14 protein-coding genes are annotated in these 19,204 nt (G+C 72.7%); 6 read left to right on the top strand and 8 right to left on the bottom strand.

Going from position 1 to position 19,204, the window contains the following annotated elements; genetic code table 11:
• Positions 1 to 42: 42 nt before the first annotated feature.
• The 3 genes from ACGFNI_RS19610 (at position 43) to ACGFNI_RS19620 (ending at position 5,241) form a co-directional block, all read left to right on the top strand.
• Positions 43 to 1,728, top strand: a complete 1,686-nt coding sequence (locus ACGFNI_RS19610) for an SPFH domain-containing protein (protein WP_393685353.1) — start codon at positions 43 to 45, stop codon at positions 1,726 to 1,728.
• Positions 1,725 to 3,029, top strand: a complete 1,305-nt coding sequence (locus tag ACGFNI_RS19615) for an SPFH domain-containing protein (RefSeq protein WP_393685355.1) — start codon at positions 1,725 to 1,727, stop codon at positions 3,027 to 3,029. Before ACGFNI_RS19610 ends, ACGFNI_RS19615 begins: the two co-directional genes overlap by 4 nt.
• A gap of 778 nt (positions 3,030 to 3,807) precedes the next feature.
• Positions 3,808 to 5,241, top strand: coding sequence for a hypothetical protein (locus ACGFNI_RS19620; RefSeq protein ID WP_393685357.1), 1,434 nt, complete (start codon positions 3,808 to 3,810; stop codon positions 5,239 to 5,241).
• 64 nt (positions 5,242 to 5,305) lie between these two features.
• Here ACGFNI_RS19620 and ACGFNI_RS19625 read toward each other — a convergent pair whose 3' ends face one another.
• The 6 genes from ACGFNI_RS19625 to ACGFNI_RS19650 all read right to left on the bottom strand — a co-directional run bounded on the left by ACGFNI_RS19625 (position 5,306) and on the right by ACGFNI_RS19650 (position 12,431).
• Positions 5,306 to 7,546, bottom strand: coding sequence for a tetratricopeptide repeat protein (locus tag ACGFNI_RS19625; RefSeq protein ID WP_393685358.1), 2,241 nt, complete (start codon positions 7,544 to 7,546; stop codon positions 5,306 to 5,308).
• A 253-nt stretch (positions 7,547 to 7,799) separates the two neighbouring features.
• Positions 7,800 to 8,423 (bottom strand): ATP/GTP-binding protein, encoded by a 624-nt coding sequence (locus ACGFNI_RS19630; RefSeq protein ID WP_393685360.1) that lies wholly within the window; start codon positions 8,421 to 8,423, stop codon positions 7,800 to 7,802.
• Positions 8,404 to 8,766, bottom strand: a complete 363-nt coding sequence (locus ACGFNI_RS19635; RefSeq protein ID WP_393685362.1) for a DUF742 domain-containing protein — start codon at positions 8,764 to 8,766, stop codon at positions 8,404 to 8,406. Before ACGFNI_RS19635 ends, ACGFNI_RS19630 begins: the two co-directional genes overlap by 20 nt.
• 58 nt (positions 8,767 to 8,824) lie before the next feature.
• A complete protein-coding gene (locus ACGFNI_RS19640; RefSeq protein WP_227046548.1) occupies positions 8,825 to 9,232 on the bottom strand; it encodes a roadblock/LC7 domain-containing protein in 408 nt (135 codons plus the stop codon).
• Positions 9,233 to 9,234: 2 nt separating this feature from the next.
• Complete coding sequence (locus ACGFNI_RS19645; protein WP_393685364.1) at positions 9,235 to 10,890, bottom strand: sensor histidine kinase; 1,656 nt, start codon at positions 10,888 to 10,890, stop codon at positions 9,235 to 9,237.
• Positions 10,891 to 11,102: 212 nt separating this feature from the next.
• Positions 11,103 to 12,431 (bottom strand): FAD-dependent monooxygenase, encoded by a 1,329-nt coding sequence (locus tag ACGFNI_RS19650; protein ID WP_393685893.1) that lies wholly within the window; start codon positions 12,429 to 12,431, stop codon positions 11,103 to 11,105.
• A gap of 169 nt (positions 12,432 to 12,600) precedes the next feature.
• On the opposite strand from ACGFNI_RS19650, the gene ACGFNI_RS19655 reads away from it, so the two are divergent.
• Positions 12,601 to 13,497, top strand: a complete 897-nt coding sequence (locus ACGFNI_RS19655; RefSeq protein ID WP_393685366.1) for a TetR/AcrR family transcriptional regulator — start codon at positions 12,601 to 12,603, stop codon at positions 13,495 to 13,497.
• Positions 13,498 to 13,519: 22 nt separating this feature from the next.
• Here ACGFNI_RS19655 and ACGFNI_RS19660 read toward each other — a convergent pair whose 3' ends face one another.
• Together ACGFNI_RS19660 and ACGFNI_RS19665 are read right to left on the bottom strand one after the other, a co-directional pair.
• Positions 13,520 to 14,599, bottom strand: coding sequence for a rod shape-determining protein (locus ACGFNI_RS19660; protein WP_393685367.1), 1,080 nt, complete (start codon positions 14,597 to 14,599; stop codon positions 13,520 to 13,522).
• Between the two features lie 226 nt (positions 14,600 to 14,825).
• Positions 14,826 to 16,940: an FUSC family protein gene (locus ACGFNI_RS19665; protein WP_393685369.1), complete on the bottom strand. Its 2,115-nt coding sequence runs from the start codon at positions 16,938 to 16,940 to the stop codon at positions 14,826 to 14,828.
• Between the two features lie 370 nt (positions 16,941 to 17,310).
• On the opposite strand from ACGFNI_RS19665, the gene ACGFNI_RS19670 reads away from it, so the two are divergent.
• Both ACGFNI_RS19670 and ACGFNI_RS19675 read left to right on the top strand, forming a co-directional pair.
• Positions 17,311 to 18,342 (top strand): alpha/beta hydrolase, encoded by a 1,032-nt coding sequence (locus ACGFNI_RS19670; protein WP_393685370.1) that lies wholly within the window; start codon positions 17,311 to 17,313, stop codon positions 18,340 to 18,342.
• A gap of 42 nt (positions 18,343 to 18,384) precedes the next feature.
• Positions 18,385 to 19,200 (top strand): methyltransferase domain-containing protein, encoded by an 816-nt coding sequence (locus ACGFNI_RS19675; protein ID WP_393685372.1) that lies wholly within the window; start codon positions 18,385 to 18,387, stop codon positions 19,198 to 19,200.
• Positions 19,201 to 19,204 lie beyond the last annotated feature (4 nt).

Here is a 19,204-nt window from a genome sequence, read left to right on the forward strand (position 1 = left end):
TACGTGCAGCCCACATGCACAGTGCGAGAACAAGGGGGATTTGTGGCAGGTAGTCAGAGTGCGCGGAGAATCGCGCGGGCGGTATCCGGCGGCACGGATCTGCGCGGCGCCGCGGAGGACGAACTGCGGCGCCGGAGCGGGCTCGACGCGGGCCGTGCGACGGATGAGGCCGCCGCGGCAGGCACGGCCGGTGCGGCGAAGCGTTCCGGTGAGGCCGGGGAGGCGCACAGCGAGGGCATGGACCCCGCCGACTTCCCCGCCGCCCGGGAGCAGGGCGGCAGCATCGACACCGTGATGACGCAGCAGACCGTGCCGCTTGACGAGGCGCGGGAGGCGCTCAACCGCAGCGAGCAGCGGCGCGAGGACGGACGGCAGGTCCATGCGATCTGCCCGATGGTCATTCCGCGGGGCCGCTCGTTCCTGAGCATGCTGCCGGTGTTGCTGCTCCTGGTGATCGGCGTGGTCGCGAGCGTGATCGTCGGGGTGGCCGGCGGCGACGTGGTCACCGACCCGCTCTTCGGCATCCACTACTGGGTGCTGTCGGTGGCGGCCGTCGCCTTCGTGTGGTGGCGGCAGGGCATGGTGATGGTGCCGGACGGCTGCCAGGCGCTGATCACCCGCTTCGGGAAGCTGGAGCAGGTGGTCGGTCCCGGCCGGGTGATCCTGCTGAACCCGTGGAAGCGGGTGTCGTACATCATCAACACGACGCGCGAGTACCCGTTCAACGCCCCGGTGCGCGAGGCGCCGACCAAGGGCGGGGTGAAGGCGTCCATCGACCTGTTCATCCAGTTCCGGATCAGCGACCCGGTGGAGTTCGTCTACACGCTGGGCGCGGTGCGCGGCTTCGAGGAGAAGCTGAGCAACGCGGTCAGCGAGACCATCCGCAGCCTCATCTACGAGCAGGAGGCCGCGGGGATCTACGACATGGTGGGCGAGGACACCGGCCGGCTCCTTGAGCAGCTGAACCAGCAGTTCCGGCCCGCGGTGGAGCTGACCAACGCCAACATCACCCACGCCGAACCGTCCGACCGCGGCTACCGCATGGACCTGGCGGCACCGGAAATGGTGCGGGTCGCCAAGGACGCGTACACCCATGAGTACGCGCTGCACCTGCGCAAGGAGCAGGACGAGGGCGATCTGACCAAGGAGTTGGCGTCCCGCCAGGAGACGCTCTCCGCGATCATGGCGGACATCGCGCAGTACCAGGCGCAGATGGACACCGCCGAGGAGCGCGAGACCAACCGCGCCGAGGCACTGGCCCGGCAGCGGTACGTGCAGGCCGAGTCGGAGGCGAAGGCCAACGCGGCGCTGCTGGAGGCGCAGGCGCTGGACATCCGCGCGGTGACGGCGGCCGAGGCCCCGGAAATCCTGGAGTACCGCTACCAGCAGCAGGTCCTGGACACGTTGGAAGAGGTCGCCGACCACCTGCCGCGGCTGGTGCGGATCGGCGGTTCGTCCCAGGCCGACGGCGCCGCCGGCGTCGACTTCCTGGCACTCGCCAGGGAGTTGGTCGGCGAGCGGGGCACCGAGCTGTTCTCGGCCGAGGACATGGCCGACGTGCGCGCACGGCTCGCCGACGTCTCCGGCCGGATCGCGGGGCGTGAGCAGGAGATCGCCGCGCTCCTGGAGGCGGAACGGCCGACCGTGCCCGCCGCCGCGGACGCAGCGGCCGGGTCCGGGCACACCGCACCCGAGGACACCGACGCAGCCGAGGGGGACGCGCAGTGAGCACGACACGTCAGCACAGGTCGGTCATCTCCGAGGAGGTGGCGCCCTGGAGCGAGATCCGGCAGCTGCTGCGCGGCGGTGAGGCCGGCAAGCTGATACCGGTGATCATTCCCCGCCATCGGCGCAGGCTGTGGTGGATGCTGCTGCTGTGGCTCGGGGTGTTCGCGCTGCTGACCGGCGTGATGCTGACGCTCCGGGACGACGGCGGCATCACCGGCGTCGCCTACGGCGTCCTCGCCACGATCGGCTACGTCTGCGGCGCCGTCCTGATCCTGGCCGGTCTGCTGTGGTGGTGGCGTTCCTCCATCGCCGAGATCGAACAGGGCACCAACGGCATCCTCACCCGCTACGGCGCGGTGACCCGCACCCTGGACCCCGGCCGGCACTACCTGTGGCACCCCTGGTCGCGGGTGGACTTCGTGGTGGACACCGCCACCGAAATCCCGTACTCGGCGCCGGTGGTGGCCTGCCCCACCCGGGAGAACGTGCCGCTCCGCTCGATCGAGTTCTTCCTGAAGTTCCGGATCACCGACGCGGTGCTGTTCGTCCGCGCCATCGGAGCGGGCAACTTCGACCTGGTGCTCTCCAGCGCGGTGCAGGACGCCATCCGCCAGCGCGGCCGGCAGGTGCGTACCGAAAGCGCCTACGACCTGCGCGGCTCGGACGTCGCCGACATGCAGGAGCTGCTCAACCGCCAGCTCTCCCGCTACGGCGTGCGCATCACCGGCTCCAACATCCCCGATGTCCAGCTGCCCGCCCAGTACCAGCAGCACCTGGCGACCCGGGAACGGGTGGCCAAGGAGCGGACCGCGTACGAGCAGGAGTGGGGGCTGACGCGCAAGCGGCGCATCGACAGCCTTCAGATGGACATCGAGCGGGCCAAGAAGGTGCGTGACGCGCGCATCGTCGAGGTGAAGGCCGCCCTGAACAAGGCCCGCGAGGCGGTCGCCCAGCTCCTGGAGGAGCAGGAGACCAACGCGCAGAAGGTCCGCTTCGAGATCGAGACCCGTGGCCGCAGCGGGCTGATCTCCGCCCAGAACGAGGCCCGCGCGCAGCAGCGCCTCGCGCAGGCGTACCGCGACAACCGCGCGGTACTCCAGTACGAACTGGCCCGACGGCGCCTGGAGGTCGGCGCGATCCTCGCGGGCAAGGCGCCACAGCCGGTCGTCGTCCGCACGGACGGCGCGGGCGCGGGCACCGACGCCTCGGCGCTCTCCACCCTGCTCACCGCCCAACTGCTGCCGCGACTGACGGCCCTGCCGTCGGTGGAAACACCGCGGCACCCGGGCGGCGACGCGTAGGCGACAGCCGGCCCGCCCCCGGCGGGCGCGTGACTCCTTGCGCGCCCGCCGGGTGCGATTTGCGTGCGTCCGCCGGGTGCGGTGGGGGGCCGGCCGCCGGTTCAGCGGTGTTCGGGTGAGGGGCCGGTACCGGAGGGGCTGGTGGTCCCGGGTGGCGGTCCGTCAGCACGATGCCTGGCTGCCGGGCCCGCCCGGATATCGTGGCGGGCCGTGCGCAGGGCGGCGCGGCGGGACGAGTGATCGACGGCAGAGGGCAGAGGGGCGGCCAGGTGAGCGAGGGCGCGGGCGGTTGGATACGGGTGCCCGTGGGAGGCGAGTCGGGCCGGTGGGACACCCGGGGATCCGTCCGGCGAGTGCTGTTCGTGGTGCACAACGTGACCTCGGCGACCCGGCTGCTCGACGTCCTGCCGCTGTTCCGTGGCGACTGGCGGCTCCAGATGCTCGCGACGTGCACCGGATCCTCCCCCTTCCAGGCCGGCATACGGGAGCTGCTGGCCCGGGTGGGGGTGCCGGTACTTCCGTGGGCGCAGGCGCTGCGCACGCCGGTCGACCTCGCGATCTCAGCCAGCTTCGGCGGTGAACTCCACGCCCTTTACGGTAAATTGGTCGTTTTGTCGCATGGGGTTGGCTACAATAAAACGCTGGCGAGGCCCGGAGGCCCGGAGGCCCGGAGGCCCGGAGGCCCGGAGGCCCGGAGGCCCGGAGGCCCGGAGGCCCGGAGGCCCGGAGGCCCGGAGGCCCGGAGGGTTCGGGTGGCGGGGCAGATCCGGTTTTCGGGATGTCGGGCGAGTGGCTGCTCGTCGACGGCGCCCCGATCGCGGACGCGATGGTGCTCTCACACCCCGAGCAGGCGGCACGGCTGCGCGCCGCGTGCCCACCGGCCGCCCACACCGCCGCACTCGCCGGAGACCCGTGCTTCGACCGCCTGTTGGCCGCCCGCAGCCACCGCGAGCGGTTCCGCCGTGCCCTCGGGGTCCGCAGCGGCCAGCGGCTCGTCGTGCTCAACTCGACCTGGAACCCCGAGTCGCTCTTCGGTGACGGCGGCGGGGAGGACCTGCTCCCCGCCCTCCTCCCCCGGCTGACCGGCGAACTGCCCGCCGACGACTTCCGCCTCGCCGCCGTGCTCCACCCCAACATCTGGCTCGGGCACGGACCGGGGCAGGTCAAGGCATGGCTGGACCGGGCGCGACGCGGCGGCCTGGCCCTGCTGGATCCACTGGAGGGCTGGCGCCAGGCACTGCTCGCAGCGGACCTGGTCATCGGCGACCACGGGTCGGTCACCTACTACGCCGCCGCGCTCGGCACCCCCGTCCTCCTGGGAGCCGCACCCCTCGACGGCCTCGACCCGACATCGCCGGTGGCGGACTTCGTCCGTACGGCGCCCCGGCTCGACCCGCGCCGCCCGCTGCGCCGCCAGCTGGAAGCGGCCATCACCGGACACCGCCCGCTCCCCGGCCCCGCGGAACTCACCACGTCCGTACCGGACAAGTCGGCCGACCTGCTGCGCGCACTCTTCTACGAGCTGATCGGCATCGCCGAACCCGACTGGCCCGCCCTGCTCGACCCGCTCCCCCTCCCGCCGTACGAACCCCCGCAACACGCCGCCCCCCTGCACGTGTTGACGCTGCTCACCGGGGAACGCGAGGTCACGATCCGCCGCTTCGCCGAGCCGTCACACGAGCCGGATGAAGCGTTGGATGGCGCGTTGGAGGACGTGGTGGGCGGCGCGGTGGAAGGCATGGCGGAGGGGCCGATCGCGGGCGACGTTGCGGCGAGCGGAGGGCGCACGGGCCGGTGCGGCCGAGAGGCCGAGGAGGCGCACACGGCCGTGCACGAGGACGCCACGGACCGGGAGGCGGTGGCCACCGCGGATGTGATCTTCCGCTACGGGGCGGCCGACGACCCGCGGCTGGGGCCGCCGGAGGTCTGGGGCACGGAAGTGCTGGCCCAGTGGCCCAACTGCGCGCTCGCCGCGTACATCAGCGAGCCCGGCGTGTGTACCGTCCGCACCCGCGCGGGCGACGTCCTCCGGCTCACCGCCGAGCCCTCGGCCGCCGACCCGGCCGCCCACGCCTCCGCCCTCCACGCCGCGCTGGCGGCAGGCACCCCGCTACCGGACCTGACCGCACACGGCCTGACGGTACGCACGGCCCGCGCCACCCACGCGGTGCAGGTCACGGACCTCCGCCCACCGCCTCGCACACCCCGCTGAGCCACGGGCCCGTGTGGCGGAAGGCCGTACGGCACGGGCACGGAACCGGCCGACGCCCGACCGCTCACTCCGGCCCGTCGGTAAGCCCCTCCCGCAGCTCCCGGAGGCGTATGAGGTGGAACTCCACGTGCTCGCCCGCCAGCAGGCCGGCGGCCTCCTCGAAGAGGGGCAGCGCCTCGGCCGGGCAGCCCGCTTCGAGGAGGGTCTCGGCGAGGTCGGTGAGGGCGCGGGCGGTGTTGTAGCCCTCGGCGGTGTCGCGGAAGTACCGCAGCGCCCGCTCCAGACGGGCGACAGCGGCGTCCCGGTCGCCGAGCCCGCGCAGCGCCCGGCCGCGATGCCGCTCCAGGAGGGCGCGGGCCCGCGGGACGTCCTTGGCTCCCTCGCCCCCTTCCGGGATGGCGACGAGCAGCCCGTCGGCCTCATCGAAGAGGTCGTACGCCTCCTGGTGACGCCACTGCCGCAGGCGCAGCAGGCCCAGCGTCTCCAGGGCGGTGGCACGGCCGAGGCGGTGGCCGGCCCGCTGCGATGCCTCGGCCGCGGACCGCAGCGCGGTTTCGGCCTCGGCGTACCGGTCGGGGCCCAACTCCTGGAGCGCTAGGGCCAGTTGGGTGTGCATCCGGCTGACGACGCGGGCCGCGAACGACGATCCGGCGGCGGAGCCTGAGGCATCGCCCGGTGCTGCCGCGCCGGTGGCGGACTCCGTCTCCAGGAACCGGGCCGCGCGCACCCCCGCCCGCAGGGCCGGCAGGACCTCTTCGTGGCGTCCGGCCTTCAACTGCACGCCCCACAGCGCCTCGCACAGCTGCCAGACGCTGTCGGGGTCGCCGTACTCGTCGGCGGCCAGCGCCGCGGCCACGAGGTTGGGGAGTTCGGCGTCGAGTGCGGCCAGCGCCTCCCCGGCGTTCGCGTACGGGCCGGGCTCCAGCTGTGTGTACCGAGGGCCCAGCTGCCAGCGCTGCGGCAGCACCGTGCGGTCGGCACGGACCGCGAACCGCAGGGCCCAGCTCACGACGCGGGCGACGGCGGCCGAGCAGCCGGCGGGGCGGTCCTGGTGCGCGGCGGCCTCTTCGGCGTGCTGCCGGACAAGGGGACGGTAGTGGTGCCGGCCGGAGTCCGCAGTCTCCAGGAGCCGGCAGGCGGCGAGGTCGGCCAGCAGGGGCCCGGCCTCGGCTTCGGTGATGCCTGCCGCAGCCGCCGCCTGCGCGGATCCGATGGCAGGCCAGGGCCACAGGGCCAGGAGGCGGTACAGCCGGGCGGCGTCGGTTGGCAGACCGCGGTAGAGGTCGTCGGCGGCGGTGCGAACCGGGTTGTCGTCGTCGCGTGGGGCGGGCTCCTGCCGGCGTGCGGGGCGGTCATCGGTCGCGTCGGGGTCGCCCTGCCGCGGGTGGTGGGAGGGGTCGGCCAGGAAGGTCGCCGCGGTGCGCAGCGCGAACGGGGAGCCGCCGCACCGGGAGAGCACCTCCTGGAGGACCGACTCGTCGGCCGTCGGGCGGCGGGTGCCGGTGAGCCTGCCGAGCAGCGCCAGCGCGTCCTTCCTGGCCAGCGGCCCGACCGGGACCGGGACGGCGTCCAGGCCGCTCAGCGGGCGGCGCGCGACGACGAGCGTGAACACACCGGGCGCCGAGGTCAGCAGCGGACGGATCTGTGCGGCCGACCGGGCGTGGTCGAGGACGACGAGCAGCCTGCGCTCCGCGACGATGCTGCGGTAGAGGTCGGCGCAGTCATCGGCGGCCGGCGGCACGTCCGTGACCCCGAGTTTCCGCAGGAAGCGGCGGAGTACGGCGGGGCCGTCGAGGGTGCCGGCGCCGGAGCCGTTGCGCAGGTCCAGGTAGAGCTGCCCGTCGGGGAAGCGGTGCCCGTTGGTGCTGCCCCAGTGCACCGCCACGGCGCTGGTGCCGATGCCGCTCTGGCCGTACACGAGGGCGACGCGCGGCAGGCCGTCGGCCTTGCGGGCCGCTTCCCTGGTGAGTTGCTTGAGCGGCTCCTGCCGGTCGGTGAAGAACCGTACGGTGGTGGGCAGCTGGCGGGGTATCGCGATCTCTCCGGCCACTCGCCCGGGGCCGGTGCGGAAGAGCGTGGCGAGGGCTCGGGCGTATTCCGGATTCTGCCGCGCGCCGTCGGCCAGGATCGCCGCCAGTTCGCCGCGCGCCTCTACGCCAGCCGGCGCCGGGACCTCGCGGCCCGCGACCCGGCGGGCCAGCACGCCGATCGTCTCCCAGGCACGTTTGCCCGCTTCGGTGGCCATGGACATGGTCACCGTGCTGAGCAGGCCCATGACCGCTGTCGTCGATGTGGGGTCCAGCATGTCGTAACTCCCCCTGTACGCCGCCCCGTAACGCTTCGGACGGTTCTGCCGTCCCGTCCTCCCTTGAGATCAACGGTAGCGGCAGTCCCCGCTCGACGGGCCGGGGACCACCCCCGAATCAACCCTGAGAATCCCCGGGCCGCCGCCCCGCCCGTCACATCGGGCGCGGCGGCCCCTCCCCGCACACGGAGCGTGCGGGCCTCCGCTCAGCGTCCGGCCGACGCCTCACCCCGGCCGGTGCCGCCCCGCCGGGTCACGCTCCGGCGAGGGTGTGGAGGTAGCGCATCAACGTCATCAGAACGTCGCGGCTGGAGGTGCGAAGCCGCGCGTCGCAGTCGATGATCGGCACGTTCAGCGGCAGGTCGAGGGCGGCGCGCACCTCGTCGACGGGGTGTACCGGCGCGTCCGGGAAGGAGTTGATGGCGACGACGAACGGGACGCCGCGCTCCTCCAGGCGTCCGATGACGTCGAAGCTGACCTCCAGACGCCGGGTGTCGATCAGCACCACGGCGCCCAGGGCTCCGTCGAACAGGCCGTTCCACAGGAACCAGAAACGCTGCTGCCCGGGGGTGCCGAAGAGGTAGAGGACCAGTTCGTCATTGAGGCTGATCCGGCCGAAGTCCATCGCCACGGTGGTCGAGGTCTTGCGCTCGATGCCGACTGTGTCGTCGACGCCGACGCCGGCCTGCGTCATCGTCTCTTCCGTGGTCAGCGGGCGAATCTCGCTGACGGAGCCGACCAGGGTCGTCTTGCCGACGCCGAAGCCGCCGACGATCACCACCTTGACCGCGGCTGCGGCGGTCTCGGGAAGTTCGTCCTCGGTCCGAGGGCCCTCGGCAGGGTGCTCGGCCAGCGTCTCAGAGCTTTTGAAGTCCATGGATCACCGCCTCAATCAGGGCACGGTCGGGAAGTTGAGCGGGGGGTACGGGCGCACGCGCGATCACCTGGCTGTCGGACAGCAGGTCGCCGAGCAGCACGGTGAGCACGCTGATCGGCAGGCCCATGTAGGCCGACAGTTCCGCCACGGAAAGCGGTGAATGGCACAGCCGCATGATCGTGGCGTGCTCCGGCTGCATTCCCGGCCGGGGGCCGGTCTTGGACACGATCAGCGTGACCAGGTCGAGTGAGGCGGACTTTCCGGAGACACCACTGCGCCCCCCGGTGATCACATAAAGCCTCTCGGGGCTCTCGTCCTCCCAGCCCTGGTCCGCGTCGCTCACGTCGGTGCCCCGCTTCGTCCGGCGCACCGCTCCGCGTCATCACTCTCGACACACCCGCTCATACGGCCTGCCCGTCGTGGCGCGGTGGGCTGCTGAGGTGCTCACCGATCCGGGCCACCAGATCCCGCATGCGTTGCCCGATCAGGCCCGCGTCCACGCCCTCATCGGCCAGCACCGCCAGATAAGCCCCGGCGCCCGCGGCCATCAAGTAGAAGAAGCCGCCGTCCAGTTCGATGACGACCATCCGCATCCGCCCGTCGCTGTGCGGGAACTCCGCGGAGACCGCACCCGCCAGGCTCTGCAGCCCCGCGCAGGCCGCTGCCAGCCGGTCCGCGGTGTCCGTTTCGGTGCCGTACTGGGCCATCCGCAGGCCGTCCGACGACAACACGATGACGTGACGGGTCTGCGGAACGCTCTCCGCGAGGTCCTTGAGCATCCAGTCCATGTTGGGCCGGTGCTGAATCATGGCTACTCACTCTTTTCCGACGACTCGTCACTCTCACGGGCTGCACCGGCCGTCCCGGAGGCGCCGGCGGGCGCGGACGTCTGGCTCTCGCCGGACAGCCCGCTCTGGAACGCCGCCAGCCACATACCGGGCTGCACGGGAGGTGCGTCGTCCGGAGCGGGGGCGGGGGAAGCGGTGACCGGTGCCGGGGCGGCCGGGGCAGCAGGGGCTGCCGGGGGCGCCACGGGGGCGGTGGCCCGGGTCTTGCGCCGTCGCTGCGGCAGCCCGTTGGCACTCCGCTCGGTCACGGGCGGGAGGTCGTCCATGAAGTCGTCCCGGGTGTCTTCCTCCCGCGGCGCGGCGGGGGCAGCCGGCACGGCCGGAGCCGGCACGGGGGCGGGCGCAGGGCGGACGGCCGCGGGCGGGGCGGCTTGGGCGGGGCGGGCAGCCGCCGGAGCGGGGGTGCGCTCCGTGCGGGCGGTCAGGGGGCCCGAGGAGGCGCCGATGCCGTGGGCACGGCCCGTCGCCGGAGCGGTGGTGATCAGGTCCTGCGGCACGATCAGCACCGCGCGCACGCCGCCGTACGCCGAAGTGCGCAGCGAGACCTGGAAGTTGTAGACCTGCGCGAGCCTGCCGACCACGGCGAGGCCGAGCCGGGGGGTCTCCCCCAGGTCGTTGACGTCGATGCCCTGCTGGGCCTGCTCCAGCATCCGCTCGGCGCGCTTGCGCGCCTCCTCGCTCATGCTGACGCCGCCGTCCTCGATCTCGACGGCTATGCCGGACTGCACCTCGACCGCGGTCAGGTGCACCCGGGTCTGCGGCGGGGAGTAGCGGGTGGCGTTGTCCAGCAGTTCGGCGAGGGCGTGGATCAGCGGCTCGACGGCGGGACCGACGACGGCGACCTCCGAGACGGAGTGCAGCTCGACGCGCTGGTAGTCGATGATCCGCGACATGGCGCCACGCAGCACGCTGAACAGCGGCACCGCGCGGCTCCACTGGCGGCCGGGGCGGGCGCCACCGAGGACGGCGATCGAGTCGGCGAGGCGCCCGATGAGGGCGGTGCCGTGGTCAAGACGCAGCAAGTCGCCGAAGACGTCCGGCGTGTGGCCGTGCCGGTCCTCCATCTCGCGGAGTTCCTGGGCCTGTTGGTGGACGATCGCCTGCACGCGTCGGGCGATGTTCACGAACGCCCGCTGGGCGGAGTCACGGAGGTCTTCCTCGGCGACGACCGCGTCCAGCATGGACCGCAGGACGGCCTCGTGGGCGGCGGTGAACTCGGGGGTGAGCCCCGCCTCCTGCGCGTGCCGGTTGAGCTGCTCGCGCATGGAGGCCAGGACGTCCTCGGGGAACTCTCCGTGTCCGAGCCTGGCGACCACCTCGGGCAGCAGCTCGGTGGACAGCCGGATGCTCTCCGCCTCCTGCCGGGCCAGCACCTCCTGCTGCGCCTCGCCCTGCTCGCGCAACTCGGCGATGACCCGCCCGCGGCGGGCCAGTTCGCCCGTTACCAGCGCCACCGCCGCCGTGGCGACCACGCCGATCCAGATGACCGGTGTACTCGCCTGCGAGGGGACCGTCGCCGTGGCGACACCAGCGACCACGGCGGTCACCGCGGCGGGCACGAACCACGCGAGAACCGAGGCGGGACGCGATCCCTCGGGCGACGATCCTTCTCGAACCATCTGCACCCTCAAAACCCTCAAACCATTGAAAGACCGGGACGACTTCCGGGCCACGACGCAACGGACAGCACTGCCACAGAGGTCTGCTGTGCCAACACCTCCGGAGGGGCCGGGCCGCAAGTAGCATAACCGTGTTTGATCAAAGCCTGATGTCAGGTCACCACTCCCTGGACGTAGGGGAATCGTTAGTTCCTGTCATCTGCGACGGACCGTCATATCCGCCCCGCCCGTCCGGGGTTCGCCGCGAACGTGCGGGAAGCGGGTGGCGACTGCGGGTAATCCGGCAGGCTGATGCCCGCGGACATCTCCCGTCCGGTGTCCAACATGGCCGCCAACCGGGCCGGGTCGTTGAGCAGGGCGTTCCGCGCGTCGATCGCCTCCTGGTCGGCCGGCGCCAGGAAGGCGCCGACCTCGCGGCCACCCTCCTGGCAGCGGGTGGCGTAGGGCCGCAGCAGCCGTTCGTAGCGCGGGAAGGCGAGGCGGTGGTCGCCGCCCGCCGACACCAGCTCGCCGGCGAGGAGGTACGCGCCGACGAGCGCCGTGCCGGTCCCCATCCCGCCCAGCGTCGCGCCGTGCGCCGCGTCACCGATGAGCACCGTCCGCCCGCGGGACCAACTCGGCACGTCGACCCGGCTGATGGCGTCGAAGTACAGCCCTTCGGCGTCCGGCAGTGTCGCCATCAGCTCCGGCGTACGCCAGCCCGCTCCGGCGTACGCGGCGGCGATCAGCTCCTTCTGGGCCACGGTGTCGCCGCGGTCGTAGCGCGTTTCCCCGGCGGCGAAGACGCAGAACGCCTCGCCCGCGTAACCGTCCTCCCCGGCGCGCCGGGGTACGCGGCCCACGCTCACCATCCGGCCGGGCTCGGAGTACCCCGCCGACCGTCCCGCGAGATCCGGACGGGCGCTCGCCGGCAGGTCCCAGCCTGCGACGTAGTGGCCGAGGTGGCTGACGTGGTCCCGCTCCGGGCCGAAGGCGAGCCGCCGCACGGTGGAGTGCATGCCGTCCGCGCCGACCACCAGGTCGAAGGTGCGGGGCGCGCTCCGCTCGAAGGTGACGCGCACGCCGTCGGCGGTCTCGTCGAGTGCGGTGACGGAGTCACCGAAGACGTACTCGGTGGCCGCGGGCGCGGCGGGCGGGTCGTACGGGTGCGGCACCCGTCCGGCCCGACCTTCCGGGTGCGGCGCTCGCCCGCCTCGGCCGTGCAGGCTGTGCTCGTACAGGATGCGGGACAGCTCCGAGCGCAGTATCTCCACCTCGCCGCCCGCGAACTCCGGTGGCATGGCGGACAGTTGGGTGCCCTGCGCGTCGACGAAGCGGAGTGGGCTGCCGCCCGTGTCGCGCCCACGGATCTCGCCGAGGAGTCCCATGCGCTCCAGGACCTGGAGGTGGACCGCGCCGCGGAAGTCTACGGCGAAGCCGCCGCCGCGCAGTGCGGGCGCCACCTCGACCACCGTCGGGCGGCAGCCGTAGCGCGCGAGCCAGTACGCCAGTGCCGGGCCGGCCACGCTGGCCCCCGAGATCAGCACCCGCAGCTCCGGCATCCCGCCCCGCGTCCCGCCCGTGGCCCGCTCCGTCGCCTCTTTCCGTGCAGCCGCCATCGCCGTCACACCCCCGTCGTCACCGTTCACTCACGCACTCATCCACCGACAAGAAAACTGTATCCGCCGGACACGATTCTGTATACCCCGGACACAGTTTTAGGATGCGGAGGTGGCTGGAGACGGGTGGAGCGCCGGAGACGGCAAGAGCAGCGTGTTCGGGGACCAGGCGGGCAGCGCCGCTCTGCTGTGGGGTGAGCGAGGGCGGCCGAGCCGCGGGCCCAAGCCTGCGCTGAGCCTGGAGCGGATCACCCGGACCGCGATCGCGCTCGCCGACCTCGGCGGCCTGGGCGCGGTCTCCATGCAACGGGTGGCCGGCGAGCTGGACTTCACCAAGATGTCCTTGTACCGCTACGTGCCGGGCAAGACCGAGCTGGTCGCGTTGATGATCGATACCGCGATGGGCGAACCGCCGGCCGTTGCCCCGGGTGCCACGCCGCCCGCCGGGGCCGACGGGCCGCCCGCCGGCGCGACATCCGACGGCCCGGCGCCGGACACGCTCCCCTGGCGCCCCGCGCTCCGCGCCTGGGCCGCCGAACTGTCGGCGGTCTTCCACCGCCACCCCTGGCTCCTGGAGGCGGCCGTCGGCCCGCGCATCATGGGGCCGCACGAACTCAGCTGGACCGAATGCGCGCTGGCTGTGCTCGCGCGCACCGGACTCAGCGGGAGCGAGCAGCTCGACGCCGTGGTCCTGGTGACCGGCCACGTCCGGGGCATCGCGCAGATCGCGGCGTCCATGGGGGTCGGCAGCGCCAGGGCCACCGGCCCCGAGCAGGTCTTGAGCGCGGCGCTGAACGAACTGTTGGTCGGCCGCTCGGACCGCTTTCCCGCGCTCGCCTCGGCCGTCGCGTCCGGCGCCGCGGAGAACGGGCGTGATCAGGCTCTGGAATTCGGCCTGGAACGGATCCTCGACGGCCTGGAATCGCTGATCATCCGCCGCGCGGCCGACGCGTCCGCCGATGCCGCACGAAAGGCCGGATCCGACGGCGGGGACGCCACAGCCACGTAACGCCCCCGCCCCGGCTCACGGCTCACAACCGCACCGTCCTGCGCGGCTGTTCCTTCGCGCCGGACAACAGCCCCTGGAGCGAGGCGAATTCGTCCACGCACTTGCCGGTGCCGTTGACCACGCAGTCCAGCGGCTCGTCGGCGACCAGCACCGGCACCCCCATCTCCTGCCGCAGCCGCAGGTCCAGGCCGCGCAGCAGGGCGCCGCCGCCGGTCAGCGCGATGCCCCGCTCGATGATGTCGCCCGACAGTTCCGGCGGGCACTCGTCGAGGGTGCGGTGCACCGCGCGGACGATCGCGTCGACCGGTTCGGCCAGCGCCTCGCGGATCTCCTCCTCGGTGATCTCCTGGACGCGCGGCAGCCCGCCGACGTGGTCGCGGCCACGGACGGTGTACGACGTGGGGCGCTCGGGCTCGCCCTCCTCGTCGGTCGGCACGGGGGTCCAGGCCGCCGAACCGATGGCGATCTTGATGTCCTCCGCGGTGCGCTCCCCGATGGACAGCGAGTGCTTCTTCTTGACGTACGAGGTGATCGCGGCGTCCAGGGCGTCTCCGGCGACGCGCACCGACTGGGCGGTGACGATGCCGCCCATGGAGACGACGGCGACCTCGGTCGTGCCGCCGCCGATGTCCACCACCATGCAGCCCACCGGATCGGCGACCGGCAGCCCGGCGCCGATCGCCGCGGCCATCGGCTCCTCGATGAGGTGGACTTCGCGGGCCCCGGCGCCGCGCGCGGAGTCGATGACGGCCCGTCGTTCCACACCGGTGATGCCGGACGGGACGCAGATGACCACCCGCGGCTTGGAGAAGCGGCGGGTGGGCAGCGCCTTCTTCATGAGGGCCCGCAGCATCTGTTCGGCGGCGTGGAAATCGGCGATGACACCCTCCCGCAGGGGGCGCATGGCGGTGATGCCCGAGGGGGTGCGGCCGATCGTGCGCTTGGCCTCCACGCCGACGGCGATCACATCGCCCGCGGCGTTGACGGCGACGACGGACGGCTCGTTCAGCACCACTCCCTTGCCGCGGGAGTACACCAGGGTGTTGGCGGTGCCGAGGTCGATGCCTATGTCGTACGTACCGGACGAAGTGCTGGGCGCCATGGTGGGTTCGCTTGCTCTTTCTCACTGGATGACAGGCCCCGGGTTGAGCGGGGTCCTCGGACATCGCGGCCCAGACAGCACCAAGGCTTCACCAAAGGCGTCAATTACGGGCAATTATCAAGACTACTGGGAGCCCTGAATGGTTCCTGCGGGACGGTGCGGAGCGAGAAAATCCCGTGCGGGAATCCGCCGGGACCGGCCGCCGCGGTGCGGGACGCCCGGTCCCTCACCGGCTGCTGCTGCCCAGTTTCCCGCGTGCCGCGCGATTGCGGCCACCGGGTCCGCGCGACAGGGCCTGGGCGAGGTCGTCGAGGGCGTCCAGGAGCAGGTCGGCGCCGCGCAGTGCGACGCCCTGGCTCTCGTCCTCCGCGTCCCAGCGTTCCCAGACGGCGCGCAGCTCGCTCCAGTCCAGTTGCTCCCTGTTGCGCACCGCGACCGTGGCCTTCTCCAGGGAGTCGCGGAGTTCGTAGGCGAACGCGGTGGCGCCCGGGTCCTGCGCGGCGTCCTTCCCCGGGAGGTGGGCCTCCAGGATCATCGCGACCCGGCCCATGGTGGCGAGCGCGGTGCTGGCCGCGCCCGCCGCGGTGCGCGAGAGGCCACGGTGGCGCACGGGTTCCTTCTCTGCCCGGCCCTCGGTCTCCTCCCAGGCGGCGCGGGCGGCACGGGAGTCCAGGAGGGCGTCGCGGACCTGGCGGGGACGGCGTTCGGCGGGCCGCCCGTAGAGGTCGAAAACGGCCAGCGCGTAGCGGCCGTTGGCCTCCAGCCATTCGGCGAGGCGGTCGCGCAGCTTGGGGGTTTCCCAGGCCGGGAACAGGGCGTAGGCCAGCATCGCGAGCAGCCCGCCGACGAGGGTGAGCACCACCCGTTCCAGGACGGTCTGTTCCCATCCCGCGCCGGCGATGCCGAGCAGGAAGACGACGTACGCCGCCACGCAGGCCGAGGTCACCGAGACGCCGGTGCGCATCAGCAGGTACATCAGCAGTACGCAGACCACCGCGAGGGCCGCGGAGACGTACGCGTGCGGATGGAACAGCGCCATCACGCCGCCGCCGACGGCGACGCCGACGAGGGTGCCGCTGAAACGTGCGACGCCGCGCGAATAGGTCTGGGCGAAGTCGGGGCGCATCACCATGACGGCGGCGAGCGGCGCCCAGTAGCCGTGGCCGAACGGGAGCGCGGTGCCCAGCAGATAGCCGGCCGCGGCGACCGCGCTGACCCGCAGTGCGTGCCGGAGGAAGCGCGAGGACCAGCGCAGCTCGCGGTGCAGGGAGCGCCACGCGACCGGCACGAGCCGGGGCACGCTGGGGCGCAGGAGGTGGCCGCGTTCGGCTTCGGTGGTGGGGCGGGTGGCCTCGACCGGCTCGTCGGTGCGCTCGACGGCGTCGGCGAGCAGCGAGATCAGGCGGTAGGCGGAACGGCGGGCGGCGCCCTTGAGCACCGGTCCGGAAGCGGGGACTTCGAGGGTGGCCATCGCCTCGGGCGAGATCCGGACCGGGCGGTCGTGCCGGATGGCGTGCGCGACGGCGTCCAGGACGGTGGCTGCGGCGCCCAGCAGGTCGCGGGCGCGGTCGCGTTCGGGCCCTTCCACGGGGGCGCCGACGACCGGGTCGGCGAGGGAGGCGAGGACGGGTCTGAGCTGTTCGGCGAGGCCGCGGGGGCCGTGCAGCTGGACCGGGCGGCGCTTGGCCTGACGTGGCGTCACCGCCGAGGCGAGCCGTGCGTCCATGAGGGGCTGGGGGTCGAACGGGGCCACCGGGTCGTGCCGCAGCCTGCGCGCGTAGTCCGCCTCGGCGGCCAGTGCGTCGGCGAGCGCGTCCCGTTGCACTCCCCAGGGGCGCACGGGGAAGACGAGGATCAAGGTGGCCTGGACGAGGCCGCCGAAGGCGATCAGGGCGGCGTGTTCCAGGGCGCCGAGCACGGAGGTCGGCAGGGTGACCGTGACCAGCATGATCGACACGGTCTGGGTGCCGACCAGGCCGGAGACCGGGCCGATGGACCAGGCCATCCCGGACAGGAACGTCCAGCCGGTCAGCAGGAGGAGGAAGGCGACGATGTGCGAGGCGGCCAGGTAGCCGAGGAAGGTGGAGACGGCCAGGCCGCCGGCGACGGCGAGTGCCAGGACGGGGCGCGGGCGCCAGCTGCGCTGGAAGGTGACGATTCCGGAGGCGAAGGCTCCGAAGGCGGACGAGACCGCGAGGGTGGGGTTGCCGCGCCACAGGCACAGTCCGATGACGAGGGCGACGCCGACCGAGCCGCGTACCGCGATCAGCGGGGTGAGCTTGGTCCGCTCGATGGTCAGCCCGGAGCGGGCGGTCTGCTTCAGCGCACGCGACCAGGTCATACCGAGAGAATACGGGCCGGTATGCCGGGAACCGGAACCTCCGGTACCAGGGTTTTTCCTGTTCGCGGCCGGTGCGGTACCGGGTTGTCCACGCCGCCCGCCGGCCCTCGCGCGCGGCGGTCCCCCGGGGGCGGAGACCTTGGGGCGAGGCGGCCGTACCGGGGTGGCCGGGCGCCCGCCACACCGGAAAAATGCTGGTAAACCGCTCTACTGCGGCACGTAAATCCCCCAGGTCACCGGCGATATGCCGGGGAACGGCACACAGGGTGCGAGCAATTCGACGCCCCGGAAGGGAAACCCGCGGCCCCTGCGGCCCCCTCTTGCCGGGCGGCCGGGGCTCCTCCCGGCCGCCCGGCAAGGAGAAGGCCCCGTGCGCAAAACCCTGTTCGCCCCTGTGGTGGCATTGATCACTCTCACCGTTCTCGTCGCGACGGCCGGCTGCGACGCGGGACGGTCCCGGGCGGCCCCGGTGCGGTTCGGGGTGGCGCACGCGGACCCCGGTACCGGCACGGCGCACCAGGGCACGCGGCCGGGCCACGCCTCCCTGGTGCGGATGCCCACGCATCCGATCTCCTTCCAGGAGCAGCGCAAGGTTCCCGGCGCGGGGCAGGACACCCCCATAGGCGTGACCACCTTCCACGGCCCGAAGTCGGGCTTCACCGGGAAGGTGTGGGTGTGGGCGCCGCCGGAGTACTACGAGAAGCGGAACGCGCACAAGGGCTTCCCGGTGATGGAGGCGCTGCCCGGCGCGTACGGATATCCCGTCAACTACTGGATAGGCGGCGACCTGAAGCTGGAGGAGAATCTCGCGCAGTGGTCGCAGAAGGGCACGAGCCTGCCGTTCATCGTCGTGATGCCGCAGCTCAATCCCAATGACAAGCAGTACTACGACGGCAGCGACATCCCGGGACAGCCGAAGATCGGCACCTGGCTGAGCCAGGACGTGCCCGACCTCGTGCGGCAGAACTTCCGGACCCTCGACACCCGGAACGCCTGGGCGATCATGGGCTCGTCGTCGGGCGGCTTCGCGGCGCTCAAGAACGTCCTCCAGCACCCGGGCACCTTCAAGGTGGCCATACCCAACGGGCCCGACATCGTGCCCGACTCCCCCCTGTGGGCCGGGCATGCGAAGGAGGAGCGGGAGAACAATCCCGAGGTGCTGGCCCGGCGGCTCATCGCGCGCGGCGGCCCGCCGGTGTACCTGGCGTTCCAGGACGGCTCCCGGGAGGCCACCGTGCTGCCCAAGGTGCGGAAGTTCATCCAGCGGTACGGGCACGGTCCCGTGCACACCCGGCTCCAGGTCGTGCCGGGCGGCACGCACAGCGCCCAGACCTACATCCAGGGGTTCGGCGAGGGGACGATGCGCTGGGTCAGCTCCCTCATGCAGGGGCCGACGGCCTGAGCCGGACCGTGCCGTGCCATGGCCGGGTGCGATGATCGGGCCATGGCACGGGACGCACGGAGCACGCGCGACGAGGGGTACCTTCTCGACAATCGCCAGGCCGAGGCGGGGAAGCGGTTCACCGCGCTGTCGGCGCTCTTCGACCCGTCGACGTTCCGGCACTTCGGGACGGTCGGGGTCGGCGAGGGATGGCGGTGCTGGGAGGTCGGGGCCGGCGGGCCCACGGTGCCGGCCTGGCTGGCCGAGCGCGTCGGCCCGGCCGGGCACGTGGTGGCCACCGACATCGACACCTCCTGGATGCGTCAGGCGGTGGGTTTCGAGGCGCTGCGCCACGACGTGGCGGCCGAGCCGCCCCCGGCCGGCGGCCCGTTCGACCTGATCCACGCCCGGCTCGTGCTGGTGCACGTCGCCGACCGCGCCAAGGCCCTGCGGTCGATGACCGAGGCGCTGCGCCCCGGCGGGTGGCTGGTCCTGGAGGACGCCGATCCGGCGTTGCAGCCGCTGATCTGCCCCGACGAGTACGGGCCCCGGCAGGAGCTGGCCAACAGGCTGCGCCGCGGCTTCCGGTCACTCCTGAAAGAGCGCGGCGCGGACCTGGCGTACGGGCGCAAGCTGCCTCGGCTGCTGCGCGAGGCCGGTCTTGCCGACGTCCAGGCCGACGCCTACTTCCCGATCGCCTCGCCCGCGTGCACCGTGCTGGAGGAAGCCACCGTCCGCCAGGTCCGCGACAAGCTCGTCGCCGCGAAGCTGGCCACGGACGAGGAGATCGACCGCCACCTGGCCACCATCGCGGCGGGCGGCCTCGACCTGGCCACCTCGCCGATGATCTCCGCCTGGGGCCGCCGCCCGGTGGTCTGAACGG

The organism is Streptomyces sp. NPDC048644 (assembly GCF_043199105.1).
GTDB lineage: Bacteria > Actinomycetota > Actinomycetes > Streptomycetales > Streptomycetaceae > Streptomyces.